Genomic DNA, 18,910 nt, shown 5'->3' on the forward strand with positions numbered 1-18,910 from the left:
CAACTCGAATCGCCGCACGCCCTCGTTCAGGTCAGGGTTGCGGGATACTCCGCAAATCCGAATCTTTCAAGAGCAGTAATCGGTTTTTTGCACGGCCCTGCGGCGGTGCTACCCGAACATCGTCAAGACGGACTGCAAGCCCCAGCGGATCAGAATATCAACAAGAGCAAAAAACACAGCCGTCAGAGCTGCGAGAATGAAAACCATCACGGTGGTCAACATCACTTCACGCCGCGTGGGCCACACGACTTTGGACACTTCAGCACGAACCTGCTGGATGAACTGGAGTGGATTGGTCGTGGCCATGGGGCACCTTCTTTATGATGTGACCTTGGCGATGTAACGGGCAAAGCCTCGGAATTCAAGAGACCATTGCGATCAGTCTGTCCGGCACCTACGCGGTGAGGACGCCCTTTCAAGGCGACCCAGCCCGCACCACCTAGGCGAATCGAAAGACATATAGGCGATAAAACTAAAGAAGCCCCGCGGGCCCACGGAGCATAACCTAAGCGTTCACCAATAAATGTGGTTCAGCGACAGGAAGGGTTTGTGACAGGACAAGCGTGCGAAACACTGGGCGATGACAGCCAAGCACTGCCAACGAGCGTGGCCAAAACAAACGCATAAGTCCAAGATTTTTTCATAAACACAGTATTAATCCCGCATCCTACAACCCAAGAATACCACAAAGGCAAAGAGCTTGCAATATTTTTGCATTCGTTTCGTTCATGGCCTGTTGGCACTGTCATCTACACTTGGTTGTACATTGACGCTTCATGCGCTCGCATTTTACCCTTGGCTTGTTCTTGAGGCAACTGTTGAAGTTACCGGTGCATTTTGACTTGCAGACGTTCGAAACATTTACCAGCTGCAGGAGCGGGCTTTGCGCAGGTCGCAGGTCATATGGCCTCTGCTCTGCAGCATGCGCCACAGACAAACACATCGCAAAAAGTACGGCTGCCCCGGGGCTGGAGACTTTCACTGCTTGGCTCCTCCATTCAGCATCTTCGTCAGATCAGCGACAGACGATTTCGCTTCTCCGATGTCGATGCTATCCGGGGACATCGACAACACCAGTTCTGACAGTGGCGTATTGCTATAGATGTGAAGCTTTAAAATGTCCGCGCGCGCGCGGAAGAAATGTGCCAGTTTGATGTTGTAATTAAAGATCGCAATCGTCCATCGCAGCAGCAGCAACGCGATGACCAGCACCACGAAGCGCCCTCCGTTCAACCAGATCAGGCTGTCTTTGCGGTCGAGCTGTGATTGGAGACTGCGTTCACCCTTCTGGCGTTCCAGCTCTCTGATATGGGTACGCAATTCCGATTCGGTTGCGATCTTTGATTGATTATCCGCGATTTCCCTGGCCATGGTCTGAAGCTCGGGATCCACGCCGGTCTTGAGCCGCAACTTCTGTGTCGTGTTCTGTTGGATGTAATTGGCGACGCTTTCCGGCACATTGGTCTGCGCATACAGAAGGATATCCGGGTCAGAAACATTCGCAAAAATCCGTCCCTGCGCGCCCACGATCAAATCGGGCCGCTGCCCCTCCTCAACGAGCCCGATGCCGAGCAGGTCTTCACGCCCAAGAGACTGTGGGGCGCCGGAGGCTATCAGGTTTTTGTTCGCATCAAGGCGAACAGACGCCACCACACCTTCGGAGCCGACCGCAATGGCGTTGTCTCCCAAACCTGCGGAATCGTAGAATTTGACGTTTTTTGGATCGCCCATTTTGCCTACGACGGTCTTCGGCAAAGCTTCGTTCGAACGCCATTCGAGCGTCGCGATCTCTGCGCTGACGATTTCGGCCTGATCACCAAAGGCCACGAAGTGGCTTTTCGAAAGTGTTGAGATCGTGCGCATGCGGCAGGCATCAGCCATCGCAACCCCATCGCCGCCCCAGCCGCCGAACGTGGTATGAGGTGTGCCGGATGTCTGCGTCGTCAGTGATGGACTGGCAGGCTGCTGCGCGGCACTGGACGGTGCGTTTTCATCCTGCTCCACGGGGTCAGGTGCAGATGTCCCACAAGGGAAATACCCCCAGCGCGGGGCCCGCAGCTTTTCGAGCATACCGTCGCCTTCAACCCCGATCTCTACAAAAAACCCGCCCGAGGAAAGCGCCAAGTAGCGATCCTTCTTTTGGTTGGGATAGGCATGCAACACGTCGAAATAACCTAGCTTTGCACCGCGTTGCGAGCCGCTGGCGGGGGCCGGCAGAAAGTTTCCGGCGTCCTTGGCGAGCTTCACCTCGCCTTCAATCATCAGATATATGGTTTCAAGGTTGGTCCCGTTGATTTTGAACACAAACAAAAGGCCCGGCGCGCCCACCACGACCCAGTGCTGATCGCCCAAAGGCGCCCCCACATAAATGCCTGCAATGCGTGACAGTTGCTGCTCTGTTTCTTCATCAACCTTCAATTCGGCCCAGTCGTCACCGCGATTGTCCGTCACAAAGAGGCGACTGCCTTCACCATAGACGATGCCGCGCCCGGCTCGAAAGCTGGCACCGTAAAGGAAGGGAGCTGCGGCATCGTCTTCGACGACGCGCGTCATTTTCCAGTATCCGCTGTCATCTTCGTTTGTGCGGCGGATGAAAGTATTGGTGCCGGCCCCAAAGAAACCTATGCGCTTGCTGTGACCAATATGCCAAATGTCAGGGGGGGTGTCAGGGCAAGCATCGTCGTCCGTCGCACCGCTCGGAACTCTGGTGCAGATTCGCGCCGGTTTCCATGCTGGTGCGTCAGCAGTGGGTACGTCGATTGGCAATTGGGCCTCGAGCAGGCCTTGACCAAGCACAACGGCCATCTGGTTGCTTACCCGCACCGCGAACAATGTGTCCGCGTTTGGTTCGCTGTACCCCCCGGCGAGATGGTTATTGCTCCAAAAGAAATTGTCTTTTGCAAGGTAGGATTGGATTTCCCCGAGTTTCTCCGCGTTTTCGCCCCGCAGGTCTTCCAGCGCGCTCAGGTCGTCCTCAGCTTTGCTGATCTGTTCGTCGAACTCACCGATATTGGCCGTGTGACGGACAAAGAGGTCAAGCTGAGTGTCGAAGATGCGACCGCTGTTGGCAATGAACACCGCCGTGAGCGCGACCAGAATGAACGAGGCGCCAAGTGCGGCCCAGGCAATGTTATTGGCATCCTTCGCGCGCTGGGTGAATTTGTCGCGCACTCGGTTAAGCTTATCGTTCTGAGCCGCGAGCCTATCGACAGAGTCGGACGGTCCAGCACGTTCATTCGGCTCAGTTTTATCGTCGCTCAACAGCGCGTCGCCATCAATGGCTTGGGATGTGCCAGCAACCTTAAACAGTCTTGAGAAAATTCCTTTGGACATCAATCGCTCAACTTCAAATAGTTAATGTTAACAAATGAGACCGCGATTTTCAACTACCAGAAGGCGAGCTTAGTTGGCTGTACAGGTTCGGCGTCTTGTTTCGATCAGGTCTGTGAAACGGCAACAGACAAAGTGTCGGGCGACACGTCTGCAACACTTTCAGACCAAGACAGCGGTTCTACCTGTTGGAATTCGTGTTTTTACAGAATGAGGATGTCGAAAATGGGCTTGCCTAGAGGTCAACGGGGAATACACCCGAATGGTGTGGCCATTGTTTCACGCGGTGCGCAGGACCAAACACAGTTCAGGTCAAAACGACGACAGCGCGATCATCATAGAATTCGGTACTGGTTGACCCTTTTACCGTGGCAAATTGCCGGATCTTGTGGAAGTCCGTAGCTTCTGCGGCATGGAACGCGGCTTCCCACCCGGCCACTGAGATCTCGGGGGGCGGGGCAGGATAACCGTCTGTGTAAACTTCGATACTTGTGATATCCGCCTTTGCGCGCGTGAAATCCTGCAGGTCGCCGCGCTGAGGCAAGGCGCCATTCAGAGTGTCAAAGCACAACGGGTTACCAAGCGCATTTCCGTAAGCAAACTGTCTCTGGATACCGTCCATCAAGAAGGCCCTCACGATATCCGCCACGGCCTCAAGCCCCGTTGCCGCGATGGCGTCCGCGACGATACCGTCAGCGCATTCGGACGTGATAGCCCCTTCGCAGATGGCTTTTTCGAGGCCGAGGAAAATGCCACGCCGGGTCATGTTCTCTACCCTGTCGCGGTCGCTGGTTTGGTCAGCGAACGTGTTGAAAAGCGCCACGCGTGCCACTGTCGACACGTGGTCTATGATCTTTTCATGATGGTGGACCTCGGTGCCGTTTAGGCGAACGGCGCTGTCTCCGAGGAGTAAAAAGCGCCACATGTGGCCGCAATCCAATGCGGCGGCGATTGTCGTTGAGGGTGGAATTTTCAGATCGAGCGGGTCAGTCCGGGCCTTCAGCACCGACGAAAGGCGAGCGATGATCTGATCGCCGGGGGCATTTCGCGCGGCCGGGTCAAGCGCAATCGCGGTCATTTCTGCGGCGACGGTGAGAGCGGCCAACCGGCCAGCGGCCACACCGTCAATGACTGTGCCGAGCGGATCGGTGGCGCCGTCAAACACCCCGAAAACCACGCCCGGCACCGCGAGTGGAACGTCATCGCCCGGTGCAGAACCGTCGCGGTATTTCGATCTGTTGAAAACCTCCAGTTTCATGATGCCCTTCAGAGAAATGCGTTGTCGCGGTCTTCGGTGAAGCGGAAAACCAGATAGACGCAAACACCCGTACACAGCAGCAACACCGTCGAAAGCGCGGCTGCGAGGCCGAATTCACCGTCGAGAACGGCAAGGTATATAGAGACGGGCATCGTGATTGTACCCGCGTCATAGAGGATCAACGTACCGGACAACTCGTTGATGGCCGTGATGAAACCCATAAGGGAGCCCACAATAAGCCCCGGCAGGATCAAGGGGATTGTGATCTTCAAGAAAGCACTCAGTGGTGGCGCACCGAGGTTGATGGCCGCTTCTTCCATGGAGGGTTTGATTTGCCGCAGGCTCGATGTCGTTGATCGCACGCCGTAGGGCAATCGCCGGATGAAATAAAGCAGGATCAAAAACCACGCCGCGCTCATCCCACCCATGAAACCAGAGCGGAAGGTGGTGACGAAGCCAATGGCCATGACCACGCCGGGGATCAGGTAGGGGACCATCATCAGAAAGTCGATTGTGCCGGATGCTGTGGTTTCGCGCCGGACGATCACGTAGCTGATCAGGGCCGAGAACATGGTGATCAGGATCACGGCTGCGATGGCAAACACGAAGCTGTTGGTGATCGCATCGGGAGCTGTGCGCAGGATACGTTCGTAGCTTTCAAAACCATAGCCGCCGACAAAGACCGGGCCGTTGGTTTTCAGGAAGGACGTATAAACGACCACGAGCGTTGGCAGCATCGCGATGAGGACAACACCGTGGCAAAAGCTGTGCACCGCGATGTTGCGCCACCCGGTGAGTCTGGCTTTCACAGGCAGGTTGGTGAGGCTGCTGGCATAACGCCGTTTTGCCAGAATGCGTCTTTGTGCCAAAAGCGCCAGCATCGAGATGATGATCATGATCATGGAGACGGTGACCGCCATGGTCGGCAGACCGCCGAGTTCCGAGCGGTACGCCGCAAATGCGATGGTAGAAAGCGTGCGAAAGCCGCGCCCCAAGATCGCAGGGGTACCAAAATCCGCAATGGACAGCACGAAACAGATGATCGCTCCGGTGCTGATCGCCGGAAAAACCAAGGGCAGTGTGATTTTGGTAAAGCGTTGCCATGGTGTGCATCCAAGACTTTCTGCGGCGTCCTCGAAGGACTTGTTGACCGCCATCAGCGCTGTTTGCGTCATGAGAAAGACGAAGGGAAAAAACTTGAGGGTAAAGACAAGGATGATGCCATGTGCGCCGTAGATCGTCGGTGTCTCGATCCCGATGGCTTCGAAAAAATTGGTGATAAACCCATTTGCCCCCAGCATCATGATCCACGCATAGGCCCCGATGAAGGGAGGCGCGACAAGGACAAGGATGGCCAGCGTTGAGATCCACGCCCGCCCCCTGAGGTGAAACCGCGCCGTGAAAAAAGCAAGCGGGATGCCGATGAGGCATGCGCCCAAAGTGCCGAGGACGCCGACAAACAGGGTATTTTTCAACCCGTTGAGATAGTAATTTCGCGTAAATACCTCAACGTAGTTGCCAAACGTCCATTCAAGCGTGTCCGCATCCACAAAGGACAGCATCAGCACGCGCACAATGGGTAAAAGCAATAACACGACCAGAACGGCGAGTATCACGCCGGTAACGACCGTCCAGAAATCGCAACGCCGGATAAACCCCGTCATGTAATGCGCCCGCCGCATTCGGGGGCCTCGAAAAAGGCGAGGTCACTGCGTTTTGCGCAGATGGTGACCGGGCTGCCCGGCGCAAGCGCGATAATGGCCGGGTCGGGGCGCGCAAGGGACTTCACGGTTTCGCCTTGCTCGGTGGTAGCGATGACTTCCATCTCTCGCCCGACAAAGCTGACATCGGACAGTCTTGCAGGCACGGCGATTTCCGTCTCGGTGGCGGCGACGGTGCCGGGTGTGACGCGCAGGGTTTCGGGGCGGATGGCGCACACGATTTCCTGTATGGCCTGCTGCGCCCCCAGGACGGTGGCCCCTCCAGATGTCAGCGCATATTGGCTGTCCGATTTTGTGAGCGTCAGAAAATTGTTGCCCCCCACAAACGTGGCCACGAACTTGTTGGCCGGCCGCAGATAGATGTCGAGCGGGCTTGCCGCCTGTTGGATCACACCTTGGTACATCACGCAGACGGTGTCGGACATTGCGAGCGCTTCTTCCTGGTCATGGGTGACATAGACCGTCGTGATGCCCAGATCGCGCTGGATCCGGCGCAGTTCAGCGCGCAGATCCACCCGCAGGCGCGCATCAAGGTTGGAGAGCGGTTCGTCCATCAGCAGAACCTTGGGCCGGATCACAATGGCCCGCGCGAGGCCCACGCGCTGTTGTTGTCCGCCTGAAAGCTCGTGCGGCATGCGATCGGCGAATGCCCCGAGTTGCACAACCTCAAGCACCTCATTGACGCGCTTGGTGATCTCGGATGCAGCGACCTTGCGTTGTTTCAGGCCGAATGCCACGTTTTCGCGCACACTTATGTGTGGAAAGATCGCATAATCCTGAAAGACCATGCCAACGTCGCGGCGGTGCGCGGGCAAGCCCTCTATGGACTTCCCGTCGATGACTATCTGGCCCGCGTTCTGATCATGAAAGCCGGCAATTGTCCGCAAAAGCGTAGTTTTTCCGCAACCCGACGGGCCGAGCAGGGTAAAGAAAGACCCCGACGGAATTGATATATTGATGTCGGATAGCGCAACCACGTCGCCATACAGCTTGCGCAGGCCGGTAATTTCAACAGAGGCCATTCAGTGTACCTATCCTGTAGGAGATGCCGGGCGCACATCAGGACGCCCGGCGCTGTAAATCACTGAACGTCAAGCACCATGTCTTGCCATTCTTCCACCAGCCGCGCGCGGTTTTCCGCAGCCCATGCGCTGTCATAGCCCACCGAGTTCACTTCGGCCAAAGGCAGCAATGCCGGGTTGGAATCGACATCGGAGCGGACGGGGCGACGGCCCTGTTCCGCCACAACGACCTGCGCTTCCTTCGACATCATGAAGTCGAGGAACGCTTTGGCGTTGTCCGCGTTCGGTGCACCGGCGACAAGCGCCATGGCGTCGGGCGCAATGGCCGTGCCTTCGGATGGATAGACGATTTCAACGGGTCCGCCGCCCTCGACATAGCGCAGGGCAGCGTCTTCGAGGGTAACGCCCACGGCCAATTCACCGTCATTCACAAAACGTGGCACGGCACCGGAACTGTCGGACAAAACAAAATTCGACAGCATGCCCTCATAGATGCTCCAGCCGGCGACTTCGTCTTCAAACGCCTGCAGGACTGTGGCCAACTGGATATAGGCGGACCCAGAGGCTTCAGCACGCGCAGATGAAACCATGTCATCATACATCGGATCGGCGAGGGCTGCCCAACTGTCGGGGACCGGCTTGCCGTCAAGTTCGCCCTCGTTGACGATAAGAACCATCACAACGGCGGTGAATGGCGACCACATGTCGCTTTGCTTCATACCTTCTGCGAGCATGTCGGAACCTGCGGCATCATATGCTTCAAACAGGGTCGGATTGAAGTCGATGACAGTACCGTCAACACTCCATAGAACATCCGCCACAGGCGCGCCTGCCTCGGCGGTCAGGCGGTTGAGCAGCTCTCCGGAGCCTGCCTTGATGATTTCGACAGATGTGCCGGTCTGTTCCTCGAACATGGGCACAAGCGCGTCTATGAAGTTCTGCGGCACGGCGGTGTAGACTGTCACGCTGCCTTCCGCTGTTGCCATTGATGCACCCATGCCAAGTGCTGCTGCGATGGACAATGCCCGAATAGTTCTTTTCATATGACCTCCCACAAGTCTTTGATTTTGGCGTCGCACTCTGGAGAATAAAGCCCGGGACCGTGAATATCGCAATCAAAATTCTTGAATACGTCAATGGATCACATCGCGCGTCAGGCATGACGTGCGCGGTGTTCAAGTGAAAGAGGGGCTTTGATCTCGGCACATGTTCGCAATGACGGCCTTTTTTATGACGGTTTTCGCCTGCGGCGCGTGACCCGGTCGACGCGCGTTTGGTGAGGATTCGCCCAAAGGCGGGCGGCGCATCGTGTCATGGCGCCAGTTCCCAAACATCCGGTGCAGAGGGTCTGCCCGTCGCGCAGAGTGACCTGCAGTTTTGTTGCGGGACCACCCCCTCTCCCCCGGCAATTCACGCCGCTGACGCAGGTCGAGGGTTTGAGCCCGGGGCGCGTTTGCTCTAATGGCGGTGATGTTGAAAAGGCCCAACGTACAGCGTTCCACTGGGTGGCGGCGCTGGTTTTGCGATGCACTGCAACTGGGGATGGACTGCCCGATTTGGGAGGCCCAAAAGGCGATGACCCCGACGTTTAGTGCGAGATTTTGCACGAAACATGTCGGGTCCATCTGTGGCAGGTTCAAACGAAGATGAAGTCTTCTGCGGTCAGGTTCTCGACAGCATCAAGCGTGATGTTCAGACGATCGCCACCGCCGAAATCGAACGTTGCGTTCTCGGCTTGTCCGGCATCCTGTGTCGATGTCAGCGCACCAAGGAAATCATCGAGGCTGTCAATGCCGTCAACACCGATCTGCAGAACATCGTCGCCCAGCAAATCGAAGTTGCGAATCTGGTCAAAGCCGTCGCCTTCGTTAAAGATGAAGACATCGTCGCCCTGCCCTCCATCAAGGACATCGCTGCCTTTACCACCTGCCAGTACATCATCACCATCACCGCCAGTCAGACGGTCGCGACCATCATTTCCGTTGATCACATCATCGCCCGTGCCACCACGCAAGAAGTCACGACCCTCAGAACCTTCGATGGTTTGCGCAGGCTCGGGCGCGGGGCTGCGGTCGATTTGCTCTGTTCCTCCTGTTATGACGACACTGGATTCCGTGGGCCTCCCGACATCGCCCGCACCTTGTCCAACAACCAGTTCGGCATTTTCCGGCACGTCGCCTTGGACAACGGGCCCATTCTCGCCCTGCGTGAGGCGGATGATATTGCTCGAGACTGTCGAGGCTGTCATTTCGGCGGCTTGCTCGACAACGGGGGCTGGCGCGGTGACGTCTTCGGCAACCGGCGCAAGGGCGCCTTGGCCCTGACCGACCTGAAGAACTGCATTGTCGGGGAGATCGCCTTCGATCAAAGGACCGTTCTCGCCCTGCGTGACGCGAATGATACCCTCGTCATCCGCGCGCTCAGAAACGTCGTCGCCCCGACGTATTGTCAACGTCTGCTCACTGTTGTTTGTGACAATCTGTGCTGCGCGCGCGTCTTGCTCGCCCTGCAGCCGCTCAATGAGGGCACGGAAATCTGCAAAGGAATTCGAGAAACTAAACATCGGGGTCTCCAGTATGTTTTTCTTTGGATTAAAGTGAAATGTCTTGAGGACGACTTTGTTAAATCCGCGAACGCTCAATGAGTAAAATCACGTATGATCGTGAAGAGGTGATCAGGCAAAATGAATAATTTCGGCGCGTAGGTGTGCGCTGGGATTTGCGGTGATTGAATTTGAAATCAATATGTTGTCTTCCCATCCATGCGACCCGAAGCCCAAACGCAAAACACCGACGGCTTTCGACCGTCGGTGTTTTCCAACCCGTATTTTGGGCGCGCTACCCCTTGGCGTTAAAGATCAGTCGCAACGATACAGGGCTGACCCGCGTAATCCCGTCGAGGTCGGCGAGTTGCTGCAAAGTGTCGATGCCCGCATCTATCTCTGCGTCCTCCGTAGAAAGCATCACCATACCATTGGTATCGACCAGCACCTGGGTTTCGCTGATGCGCATGACAAAGAAATTAGCCTCCAGCTCGTTCTCAATGCCCAGCAGGCTGAGCGTGCCATAGGTATTGATATTGGTGCTGCCGCCGATGGGCAGAGCCTTCAATTCCGCCATGTCGATCTGGGCCGTTATGGTGGCGTCAGGCGCATTGTTGAACACGAATTCGATCATGCGTTCGTTGCGGATGTCTATATTGGTCTCAACCGAGCCCAATCCCAGTTTGATTGTGACAGTGCCGTCTTCGGAAACAGTCCCGCTGGTTTTGCCAAAGGAATGGGACTCGCCCGCATAGTCGTTCTTGATTGAACCGAACGACACATTCGACAATGCTGGGTCCAGCACCCAGCTTCTTGGCATGTCTGTGGCCAAAGCCTGTGTTCCCATCGGGCCAAGTGTTGCCGCCATGGCCACTGCTGCGATCAGTGATTTGAAATTGTGCATTTGGGGTTCCTCCCGTAGTTTTTTTAAAAAGGCCGGTCATCATCGCGGCTGTGAGGCAAACACACGGGGAGCGGAATTTATTCACTCTGCAGGAAACAGAAAACGCGGCGTTGAGGCGGTCAGTGCCGGTTTGCCCGATCTGTTCCCGCGTCTGTGGCGGTTCTGCATGGTGCTGACCAAAGCCACCGACCGCGCCGATGATCTGGCACAAAAAACGTGCGAACGTGCGTTGGCGAATGCTGAAAAGTTTAATGTAGGAACGGATCTGGACCGTTGGCTTTTTACAATTGCGCGGCGGATTTGGCTCAATGATATCCGTGCGGACAAGGTGTGTTTGGGCGCGGGCGTCGTTCCCGTGGAAGAAATCGACGTTCCGAATAACAACCCTCACGTTGACGTGAATATTCTTGCAGGTGAAGTGTTAAACATTGTGCAGGCCTTGCCCGAGGGCCAGCGCGTGACCATTTTTCTGGTCTATGTTGAGGGGTACTCCTACCGCGAGGCGGCGGAGATGCTCGACATTCCGATTGGTACGGTCATGAGCCGACTTGCCGGTGCACGAAAGACAATTGTAGCCAGAACAGCCGCTCAGGAGCCTATAGGATGAGTAATGTGAACGCCTCTGTCACCGATGAAGAGCTGACCGCATATCTCGATGGTGAATTGCCACCTGAAAAACATGCTGCCGTTGAAGCCGCTTTGCGAGACAACCCATCGGTACAAGAGCGGCTTGAGGGGCTGAGGCTCCCCGACGGGTTGCTTGGGCAGGCTTTTGATCTGGACGCACTTGGTGGACCGGCGATGCCGGCGGCATTGCACGAAAAGATTAAGTCCACCGCCGCGCCCTCATCGGCAAACACCAACAAGGCCCCACGCATTATCTGGCCCGCAACACTGGCCGCATCTTTCGCGCTGGGGATGCTGGTGATGAGCACGCTGCGCCCTGGCCCCGATGCGAACTGGGTGGATATAGTGGCCTCTTATCAGGCGCTTTACGTGACCGAGACTTTGGCGGGTGCGCCTCAATCGCGCGAGATGACGTACAGCGTTCTGAAGCGGGCGCAGGACGAGTTCGGCGTTGATCTTGAGGGCGTGTTGGAGATTGAGGGTCTGACCTTCAAGCGCGCACAAATGCTCTCGCTTGACGGCGCACCGTTGATCCAGATGGCCTATCTGGATGCGCAGGGTCAGCCTTTTGCTTTTTGCCTGACCCCTCAGAAGGCGGATGACCGCGGTAATCAAACCCGCATGTCTTTCGATCTGGCCACGTCCAGCTGGGTGGAAGACGGCATCGGCTATGTTCTTGTGGGGGGACAGGATGATGCCCTGACCCGTGCGATAGCCACCCGGTTTCGTCGTGCAATCTGATCGCGGCCTTTTGCCTTGAGGACCGGGCGCCAGTCACATTTTGCTGTTTTTTCAAAACAGGTTCGCAGCCTGACTGAATTGCATCAGATGTGCTGTCATGCCGCTTCGCTTATTCGCCCACCAGCACGTGTCCGGAGAAACTCCCTTTTGAGCCGCACGTGACATCCCGGTCAGCGCGGGAAGGAAGCGGCAGCGCCTGTCCGCGATGACGATCTTCCAGACGAAAAACCACCAAGTGAGTTAGGAAACCCCGAAGTGCGTTTTGGACAGATGTGTTCGGGGCCTATTTCCGAAGAGTCGAACCCGTACCACCGCCGTTTTTTCGGCCCCAGAAGCGATCACTGGCCGTTATATGCCCGCAAAATGGTCGATTTAGCTCGAAAATGGCCGGGAATTGCTTGCCGCCATAATAATTGTGGACCCAAGCAATAAATGGCCATCATCAGCGCCTAAATCATTGAAATTTCGTAGTCCAAGCTGAGCATCGGCGGAAGACTTGACCATTTCGCAAGGTTAACTTGACCATTCACATCGTCAAAAAGCCAAAGGGCCAAATGCATAGGGCCCATTATGTTAAGTTTCGGGACCGCCCCGCTCAGGCCGTCAAGAACGCAAAAGGGCCGCCCGAAAAGGGCGGCCTCCTACATGAGATCTTGTTGCTTTGATCAGCCGGGCTCAATCCCGCGAAGATCGCTGATGCGATAAATGTCGGTCCCAAAATTCGCCCAGTCAAAAACAGGTTTGATACCCTTGGCCTTTAAGATGCGTCTCAACTCAAAACGCCGTATCTCAAGCCGTTCAAGGATCGGTGCCAAGCTGTTGTAGATCGACCCGAACCTTTCAACATCACGCAGCGGCACCCGCGCAAACTGATGGTCCGTTGAACTGGTGATCGTCTTCATTTTCAACGGCGCACTGGGGTCTTTGCACAGCTTCAAAACAGCTTCGAGCGGCAAGCGCAGTTTGCCAGCAACTTCCAGCGGCTCGAGCCCAACAGTGTCAACTTTGAGCACCCATGTCTTGATCTGCGCAGGATCGAAACGTAGTGCGGCAATGCCGGCTTCGCCTTCGATCCGAACCGTGTCCGTCAAAGCCCCCGCGAGCAAAAGGTGCATAAAGCTGCCTGTCGGGGTTTTGGCCTTCTCGGCCGCTTTGATCAGCGGCACATGCCCCGCCGGCGTGGCGACAACCGTCGGGACAAGTTGCTCAATTTGGGCCAAGAGTTTCTTCACATCTGCCCGATCAACGGCTTTGGACGTGTGCCCTTTTGACTGCGCTGAACGTCCCGCGATCGGCTGGAGGATGCGGTCAGAGACCACTTGGTAGGCGACATTGCGCGTTGTGTTCAATGCGGTGGGCAGCTCTTTGAGGTAAATGACGCGCTGGATTTTCTCGGCAATGCGGCGCCCGGTTTCGGCGTCAACCGTCATGTGCTGTGCGTTTTTCGCATTGGGCAAAAGACCCGCAGTTACCAGCGCATTCTGGACCAATCGTGTGTCGAGGCCCGCCTTACTCGCCAAAGATGCCGCAGTGTGACGGCGACGCTCGGCAAGCGGCTCGCCCAGCACCTTTGTGCCTGCGGACAGTGCGAAGTTTTCGAAAATGAACTCCCTCATGATGTCTGTGATCGGACCGCGATCCTTGACGGCGCGCTTTGCGGACAGCGACGTGTACAGCGGGCCGAAGATTTTCTGGGGGCCCGGACGCGCCGCCGTGTACTCAAACGACGCAAAGATCTGCTCGAGCGCTTGCTGCACAACCGCCTCCCCTTTGGAGGTGTAGGCATAACCGGCGCGCCCCGCCTCGTGCCAATCGTCCTCGTTGAGCGTGTCGAGAGAGACGCCCGTGCCAAACGCCACCACCGCGCCCAGCATTTCCGTTGCCCACTGAGCCTGTTCAATGCTCTGGCTGTCCAGCCAAGCCGGCCCGACGGCGCCATCTAAACGGTTAATAACGTAGTCCTGCAATTCAGAGACGGGGCGAGTGGTTTGCCCGTCGATCAATTGAGCGAGCGCTGCGCCTTGTTCTTTGACCCGCAGCCCCAATTGGACAAGCTCATCCTCATGGTGCTCCTTTGAAAGCCTCACGATAGGCAGCCCGTGCTGAGGACAGGTTTTCACGACGTCCAGCGCCCAGAACCACCGATGGCGCCGTGCAACTGCGGGATCTGGGTGACTGGCGTCATCATCGTGTAAGCAAAGCGGGCAGAAAGCCACCCGAGGGCGCACGAAGAACTCCGCAGACAACGCCTCGCCGCGTAGCCTATAGGCTCGTTTCCCCGTCCGAACTGCTGCATTCGCTGACACCTGGTCGAAGTCGGACCCAGTTGTCGTGCAAAGCTTATCAATCGCTTCTGGCTCTCCTGCGACCAAACTCATTGGCGCAATGCCAATATCGGGCAAAAAAGGGGTAACTGTCCCGCCTGTATGAAAAGCTGCCGCACGTGCCGTGCAGGAAAGTGCGCTCTCTTTTGGGCCAAAGGACAGAATTGGACGAAGAACTTCCATTTTACTTTTCCTCTCTTCAACGCAGTTATCCAAATGCCAAGCGTTCCATGTCGACATGCGACCAACGGTTCGTCAGAAATACATTCTGGGACAGATCGCACGCTGTCTGAGCCCCGAAAACCTCCACAAAGTGCTCGCTTGTCAGCGACGTGGCGCCCGTATCCAGCGCAACCTCAATGGCATCAATCACCGTCTCGATGATCAGACCAAAACGGCCTCGGCAGGCGTGTAGCAATCGACCGACCAGATCATTTCGCGGTGGCACCTCCAGCCCAGCGCGCTGGTAGAAACGTTCGAGAATTGTCCAGATCTGGTCGCCGTCAGGCGCTTCAGAAAGATCAGTCAGAAGCATTTTGCGCATCCGGCGAGTGATTTGGCGATCGGTATGGGTGATCTGTTCGAGCTCCTCTACACCACTGAGGACAACGACGACTGACGCATCTCCCTACATTAAGTTCTTGATAGTATTGAGAATATGCCTCGTCGTGGCCGGCCCTTTTGTGCGGAACAAGTCTTGAGCTTCGTCGATCCACAGCAAAACTGTCCCCTTCAGACGGAAGCGGTGCCGCACGATGCGCCAAATTTCATGTTCGCTGATGCTGCGCTGATTTTCGATGCGGTAACCCAGCTTGTCCAAAACCTCGATCCCCAACGATTTCATTGTGACATTGCTGGGAACCTCAACAGAGATCCAAGGCTGGATATCTGGGCTGACCGTTTGCAAAATGTCGAGATTGGACAACACATGCCGGATCAAAGTTGTCTTGCCGCTGCCTGTTTTGGCCACGACCATCAGCCCGCGCGTCTCACACGTTGCAGTAAAGTGCTTTGGCTGCGCGATAAGCTCTCCGTCCGGACCGCGCTGCAAAAGATCCTTGAGGGCAGTCTCAAAGGCAGCATCACGACCTGATGGCACATAGAGGCGACGCAGATCGAACCACGGTGTTGCGGCGGTATGATCGACAAGATTTTCCATTTATTTCTCCCCAAAGGTCCAATCATCACTACTCGCCGAGCGGCGATGTGAAGGACGTGGGGTCGGTTCTGGTGTGACAGAAACATCATTTTTGTGACGTGATACGCTCTTGTCGTCCAAGAGACTTACATCAGCCGGTTGTTCAAGTGCAGGTGCAGTTGGTAGATCGAGGCCAAAGCCGTCTGTTGATGGTTGTTCGTCTGCAGGGTCCTGATTCACCGAGAGTCCAATGGAAAGTTCCGCCTCAATCTGCTCGACCTTTTGCTTGGTCCATTTCTGAACCTGCAGCCCAGCACGCTCCATCGCGTCCTTGTTCACTCTTTCAATCTCGGCAAGAGCCTTGCGAACAACGTCAAAGTGGACGGTTTCTCGTTCCTTGTACTGCGTGCGCAGAGCTCTACGGGTCAGATCCCAGTGCAAGGCCGAAACACCGTTGAAAGCGCCTCCGACATTTGGAACCTCGTGCCACTCAATGCCAATCTGCACGAAGATCGAACCAAGGTCGGCGGGATGCCAGCGCAGCTTCACAACAGCCTTTTCGTCGCGCAGTAGCAGCGACGCCAACACATTGTTATGGTAGCGAATACCCATTACGGTGATGCCTGTGGGCTTAAGCCGCCGCTCTGTTTCTTGACCGAAAGCAAGAGCGCGGGTTTTCCGATCCGGCGCCGGACGAACACCGAACTGATTGACAAGTCGGTTCCAGACATCGATTGGTGCTTCGCCACCTAATCCTTGATGCGGTTTGCGATGGTAGATGTCGACAATCCATCGTGTCAGTACATCGCAGAACTCGTTTACACTGAGGGCGGCCTCTTTAGTGGGGTCTCTGTCGCCCCTGGTCACAACGTCATGGAAAGTTCGGCCGCTCAATCGCGGCAAGAGGTTTATCGAAACGGTGCGGAACAATCGTTCGATTACGCCCTTCATCTGCGGTTTGCCGGCAGGGCAATGTTCGATACGGCAACCGACACTGTCCATCGCAAAGTGCGAAGCAGCACTGATATTGTAATTTGCGCAATCGGTTATGATCAGTTCAGGCGTACCATACATATGCCAAGGCGAAAGGGCACCCACAGCATCTGAATACACCCCCTTATCTTGCATAATCATTTCGATGGTTTGCAAGGCGCTGTCCGTGCTACCAACTGGGGAAATACATAGCCCCACGATACATTTCGTTGCTGTGCAGATAGCGACTGTGATCAGCACCCGCAGAGATTTACGGTCCAAACCAAGAGCAGCACGCTCTTCAGGCGTTATCGCACTGAAGAAGTCGCTCTCCTCTAAAAGAGTGATCAAATCAGCGGTCCACTCGTCCTTTTCTATTCTTTGAAGCGGTCTTGTCGCGCCGACACCGACAGAAACGGACGCGAATTTGCGACGAGCTGTCTCTAAGCCTTCGCGCGCCAGACAAACTTCGAAATCGTCAAGTTCGCCGATTGCAAGCCGGACCGCTTCTCTGCAGGGTGGATTCAGTTTAGACAAGCCAGACTTGATGCGATCTTCTTTTAACTCATCAATTGCACAACGGACATTTTGATAGATTGTCTCCTTTGTCGGCCTATTGGGGTCCAGATAACCCTGGACGCACCGATTTAGGGCGGCCAAGACCTCTGCTGCAAGGCGGCGTCGAGTATTGCCCCTGCGGTGAGATGCGCCGCAAAGGCCGGAAATGCCAAACCGATCATAGGCTTCTTTCCAGCGAAAAAGAGACTTTGAACTGAACTCGGGACAAACGAGCGTCTTATCTCCTTGCTCTTGTAAAATCTTACCCGCCGCCACTTGAATTTTTCTTTGTTCTCGTCGATCGAAGGGTGGGTTTTCTTAACCTGCTTTGCTTCGAATGCCGCGTTGAAGGCCAGGACTACGGCGCGACATTCTTCCACCCTCTTGCGCTTCTTCGGCGGCAATGAAGCCAGAAACTCAACCGCCGCCTCCCCTGTCACTGGGACGTGAGGCTGCGGCGAAGCTGCTGGCTGATGTGTCAGCAAATTTTGCCGCTCGAAATGCGCCAACTGGGTGTCTGAAAATTCTTGCGCCATACCCCGCCGATCTTTCGGCAGAACCACAACGCGGTCCCCCCGGCCCTCGAGGACAGTCCAATCGAACCCTTCGATGGTCAGGGTGTCGTTGGGCTGCAAAGCGAAGCGTTGCACGAAATCACTTGGCGAGATGTGAAGCATTAGGCTTTGCCCCGCACGACAAGAGCATCATGGGTAATTTTCTCGCGCTTGACCAATCGCAGTTCGCCCGACCTCAAAAGGCGAACGACGGCCCAAAACCCCTGTCCGGAATGACCTATCTCTTCAATAAGAGCGCCAATTCGAACGGTGGTTTTCAATTCTTGGATGGTTTTGCGAGCTACTGAGTCAACTTCAGGCTCAGCCAGTCGAGCAGCATAAAGAAGTTCAGCATTGTGCGAAGTAATCGGATCGTTGTCTTTTTCGGTCATGACAACAACCCGATCCGCAAAGTCAGGGGTGACTTGGGCTGCAATCGTGGCGAATTCGGCCATCAGCCGACGGCTCTCCAAACGAAAGGCTGCTTTCACGAAAATTGCGATTCTGGTTCCATCTGTCCGCAAGACCCGAAAATCGAAGTGGTGGATATGCGGCTTTCCGGTGGCGTCACGCCAGCGGAAAGGAACCTGATTCTCCACATGGATCACATCCGGTCGCGTCATTAGGTTCAGCGCGATTGCCATTTCCGTGTGACTTTCGACATCCGACAAACACGGGTTTTCATCAGAGCCAAGAGTGAGCTGACCAGTGAAGTGCTTCTGCGTTCCTTTGGCCACCTTGCGGGAATACTGGGCTTTCGGGGGCAACAAATACCCACCCGACGGTGTTTGCATGATCATTTCCAAACTACCTCCATCGCAACCGCCTCGAATGATTGCGCAACGAAAACAGGCACAGGAAAACACGCGTTTGTTGGTGTTCGGACAAATGACACTGCGGCTCTCCCAAGCATGATCTTCGTTGCTCGTGAAGAAAGTTGGCTCGTTTGCATTTTGACGAAAAAGAAAAACAAAATTTTTTTTATGCTATTGTTAAAAAATACTTTTTCCGAGTTGTGGCGATAGATTTCAGCAACTCAGGGATCTTGCGCCTTGCAGCGGCGCGAACAAGTTGCGAGGCGGCTCAGCAACGCCAGGTCAGAGCGGAGTGAAATTTCCAACAGCAACTGGGTTTTGTTTGTCGTTGAACCTACCTCATCCTCCGCTCCGAACGGCGTAACCGTCAGCGTCGGGACGCGCAGATGGCGAAGCTGCCGTCG

16 protein-coding genes are annotated in these 18,910 nt (G+C 55.6%); 2 read left to right on the forward strand and 14 right to left on the reverse strand.

All coding sequences use genetic code 11. The features are described from left to right. Nucleotides 1-108: 108 nt before the first annotated feature. From secE to RD1_RS18455, 8 genes are all read right to left on the reverse strand, one after another. Nucleotides 109-306: a preprotein translocase subunit SecE gene (gene secE / locus RD1_RS18420; RefSeq protein ID WP_011570082.1), complete on the reverse strand. Its 198-nt coding sequence runs from the start codon at nucleotides 304-306 to the stop codon at nucleotides 109-111. Nucleotides 307-978: 672 nt separating this feature from the next. Then, nucleotides 979-3,333 carry a hypothetical protein gene (locus tag RD1_RS18425; protein ID WP_044033259.1) on the reverse strand — a complete coding sequence of 785 codons (2,355 nt, stop codon included), beginning with the start codon at nucleotides 3,331-3,333 and terminating at the stop codon, nucleotides 979-981. A 304-nt stretch (nucleotides 3,334-3,637) separates the two neighbouring features. Next, nucleotides 3,638-4,588, reverse strand: coding sequence for a hypothetical protein (locus tag RD1_RS18430; protein ID WP_011570086.1), 951 nt, complete (start codon nucleotides 4,586-4,588; stop codon nucleotides 3,638-3,640). A gap of 8 nt (nucleotides 4,589-4,596) precedes the next feature. After that, nucleotides 4,597-6,252: an ABC transporter permease gene (locus RD1_RS18435; RefSeq protein WP_011570087.1), complete on the reverse strand. Its 1,656-nt coding sequence runs from the start codon at nucleotides 6,250-6,252 to the stop codon at nucleotides 4,597-4,599. After that, nucleotides 6,249-7,331, reverse strand: coding sequence for an ABC transporter ATP-binding protein (locus RD1_RS18440; protein WP_011570088.1), 1,083 nt, complete (start codon nucleotides 7,329-7,331; stop codon nucleotides 6,249-6,251). The genes RD1_RS18435 and RD1_RS18440 overlap by 4 nt, the downstream gene beginning before the upstream one ends. 59 nt (nucleotides 7,332-7,390) lie before the next feature. After that, nucleotides 7,391-8,374: an extracellular solute-binding protein gene (locus RD1_RS18445; RefSeq protein WP_011570089.1), complete on the reverse strand. Its 984-nt coding sequence runs from the start codon at nucleotides 8,372-8,374 to the stop codon at nucleotides 7,391-7,393. A gap of 593 nt (nucleotides 8,375-8,967) precedes the next feature. Continuing rightward, complete coding sequence (locus RD1_RS20490) at nucleotides 8,968-9,894, reverse strand: calcium-binding protein (protein ID WP_011570090.1); 927 nt, start codon at nucleotides 9,892-9,894, stop codon at nucleotides 8,968-8,970. A 274-nt stretch (nucleotides 9,895-10,168) separates the two neighbouring features. Further along, nucleotides 10,169-10,777: a YceI family protein gene (locus RD1_RS18455; RefSeq protein ID WP_011570091.1), complete on the reverse strand. Its 609-nt coding sequence runs from the start codon at nucleotides 10,775-10,777 to the stop codon at nucleotides 10,169-10,171. Here RD1_RS18455 and RD1_RS18460 point away from each other — a divergent pair. Both RD1_RS18460 and RD1_RS20495 read left to right on the forward strand, forming a co-directional pair. Further along, a complete protein-coding gene (locus RD1_RS18460) occupies nucleotides 10,740-11,384 on the forward strand; it encodes an RNA polymerase sigma factor (protein WP_081432944.1) in 645 nt (214 codons plus the stop codon). The two genes, RD1_RS18455 and RD1_RS18460, sit on opposite strands and share 38 nt — an antisense overlap. Further along, nucleotides 11,381-12,145, forward strand: a complete 765-nt coding sequence (locus tag RD1_RS20495; RefSeq protein WP_011570093.1) for an anti-sigma factor family protein — start codon at nucleotides 11,381-11,383, stop codon at nucleotides 12,143-12,145. Before RD1_RS18460 ends, RD1_RS20495 begins: the two co-directional genes overlap by 4 nt. 665 nt (nucleotides 12,146-12,810) lie before the next feature. Here the strand turns inward: RD1_RS20495 and RD1_RS18470 are convergent. From RD1_RS18470 to RD1_RS18490, 6 genes are all read right to left on the reverse strand, one after another. Beyond that, on the reverse strand, nucleotides 12,811-14,652 hold the full coding sequence (locus RD1_RS18470) for a TniQ family protein (protein WP_011570094.1): 1,842 nt from the start codon (nucleotides 14,650-14,652) through the stop codon (nucleotides 12,811-12,813). A gap of 25 nt (nucleotides 14,653-14,677) precedes the next feature. Beyond that, on the reverse strand, nucleotides 14,678-15,004 hold the full coding sequence (locus tag RD1_RS18475) for a hypothetical protein (protein ID WP_143090262.1): 327 nt from the start codon (nucleotides 15,002-15,004) through the stop codon (nucleotides 14,678-14,680). A 93-nt stretch (nucleotides 15,005-15,097) separates the two neighbouring features. Beyond that, nucleotides 15,098-15,628, reverse strand: a complete 531-nt coding sequence (locus RD1_RS18480; RefSeq protein ID WP_044033261.1) for a TniB family NTP-binding protein — start codon at nucleotides 15,626-15,628, stop codon at nucleotides 15,098-15,100. Then, complete coding sequence (locus RD1_RS18485; RefSeq protein ID WP_050759104.1) at nucleotides 15,629-17,239, reverse strand: Mu transposase C-terminal domain-containing protein; 1,611 nt, start codon at nucleotides 17,237-17,239, stop codon at nucleotides 15,629-15,631. Continuing rightward, nucleotides 17,227-17,814, reverse strand: a complete 588-nt coding sequence (locus RD1_RS20500) for a hypothetical protein (RefSeq protein WP_050759105.1) — start codon at nucleotides 17,812-17,814, stop codon at nucleotides 17,227-17,229. Before RD1_RS20500 ends, RD1_RS18485 begins: the two co-directional genes overlap by 13 nt. Further along, nucleotides 17,814-18,497 (reverse strand): hypothetical protein, encoded by a 684-nt coding sequence (locus RD1_RS18490; protein ID WP_146120763.1) that lies wholly within the window; start codon nucleotides 18,495-18,497, stop codon nucleotides 17,814-17,816. Before RD1_RS18490 ends, RD1_RS20500 begins: the two co-directional genes overlap by 1 nt. Nucleotides 18,498-18,910: the final 413 nt, after the last annotated feature.

It is taken from the genome of Roseobacter denitrificans OCh 114, from assembly GCF_000014045.1.
In the GTDB taxonomy this organism is placed as follows: Bacteria; Pseudomonadota; Alphaproteobacteria; order Rhodobacterales; family Rhodobacteraceae; genus Roseobacter; species Roseobacter denitrificans.

What these genes read in the sequence shown, in the direction of transcription:
- RD1_RS18440 (WP_011570088.1), bottom strand. Translation starts at nt 7,331, where the DNA reads ATGGCCTCTGTTGAAATTACCGGCCTGCGCAAGCTGTATGGCGACGTG.
- RD1_RS18445 (WP_011570089.1), bottom strand. Translation starts at nt 8,374, where the DNA reads ATGAAAAGAACTATTCGGGCATTGTCCATCGCAGCAGCACTTGGCATG.
- RD1_RS20500 (WP_050759105.1), bottom strand. Translation starts at nt 17,814, where the DNA reads ATGCTTCACATCTCGCCAAGTGATTTCGTGCAACGCTTCGCTTTGCAG.
- RD1_RS18455 (WP_011570091.1), bottom strand. Translation starts at nt 10,777, where the DNA reads ATGCACAATTTCAAATCACTGATCGCAGCAGTGGCCATGGCGGCAACA.
- RD1_RS18475 (WP_143090262.1), bottom strand. Translation starts at nt 15,004, where the DNA reads ATGCTTCTGACTGATCTTTCTGAAGCGCCTGACGGCGACCAGATCTGG.
- RD1_RS18425 (WP_044033259.1), bottom strand. Translation starts at nt 3,333, where the DNA reads ATGTCCAAAGGAATTTTCTCAAGACTGTTTAAGGTTGCTGGCACATCC.
- RD1_RS20495 (WP_011570093.1), top strand. Translation starts at nt 11,381, where the DNA reads ATGAGTAATGTGAACGCCTCTGTCACCGATGAAGAGCTGACCGCATAT.
- RD1_RS18480 (WP_044033261.1), bottom strand. Translation starts at nt 15,628, where the DNA reads ATGGAAAATCTTGTCGATCATACCGCCGCAACACCGTGGTTCGATCTG.
- RD1_RS18460 (WP_081432944.1), top strand. Translation starts at nt 10,740, where the DNA reads ATGGCCACTGCTGCGATCAGTGATTTGAAATTGTGCATTTGGGGTTCC.
- RD1_RS18470 (WP_011570094.1), bottom strand. Translation starts at nt 14,652, where the DNA reads ATGGAAGTTCTTCGTCCAATTCTGTCCTTTGGCCCAAAAGAGAGCGCA.
- RD1_RS18435 (WP_011570087.1), bottom strand. Translation starts at nt 6,252, where the DNA reads ATGACGGGGTTTATCCGGCGTTGCGATTTCTGGACGGTCGTTACCGGC.
- secE (WP_011570082.1), bottom strand. Translation starts at nt 306, where the DNA reads ATGGCCACGACCAATCCACTCCAGTTCATCCAGCAGGTTCGTGCTGAA.
- RD1_RS20490 (WP_011570090.1), bottom strand. Translation starts at nt 9,894, where the DNA reads ATGTTTAGTTTCTCGAATTCCTTTGCAGATTTCCGTGCCCTCATTGAG.
- RD1_RS18430 (WP_011570086.1), bottom strand. Translation starts at nt 4,588, where the DNA reads ATGAAACTGGAGGTTTTCAACAGATCGAAATACCGCGACGGTTCTGCA.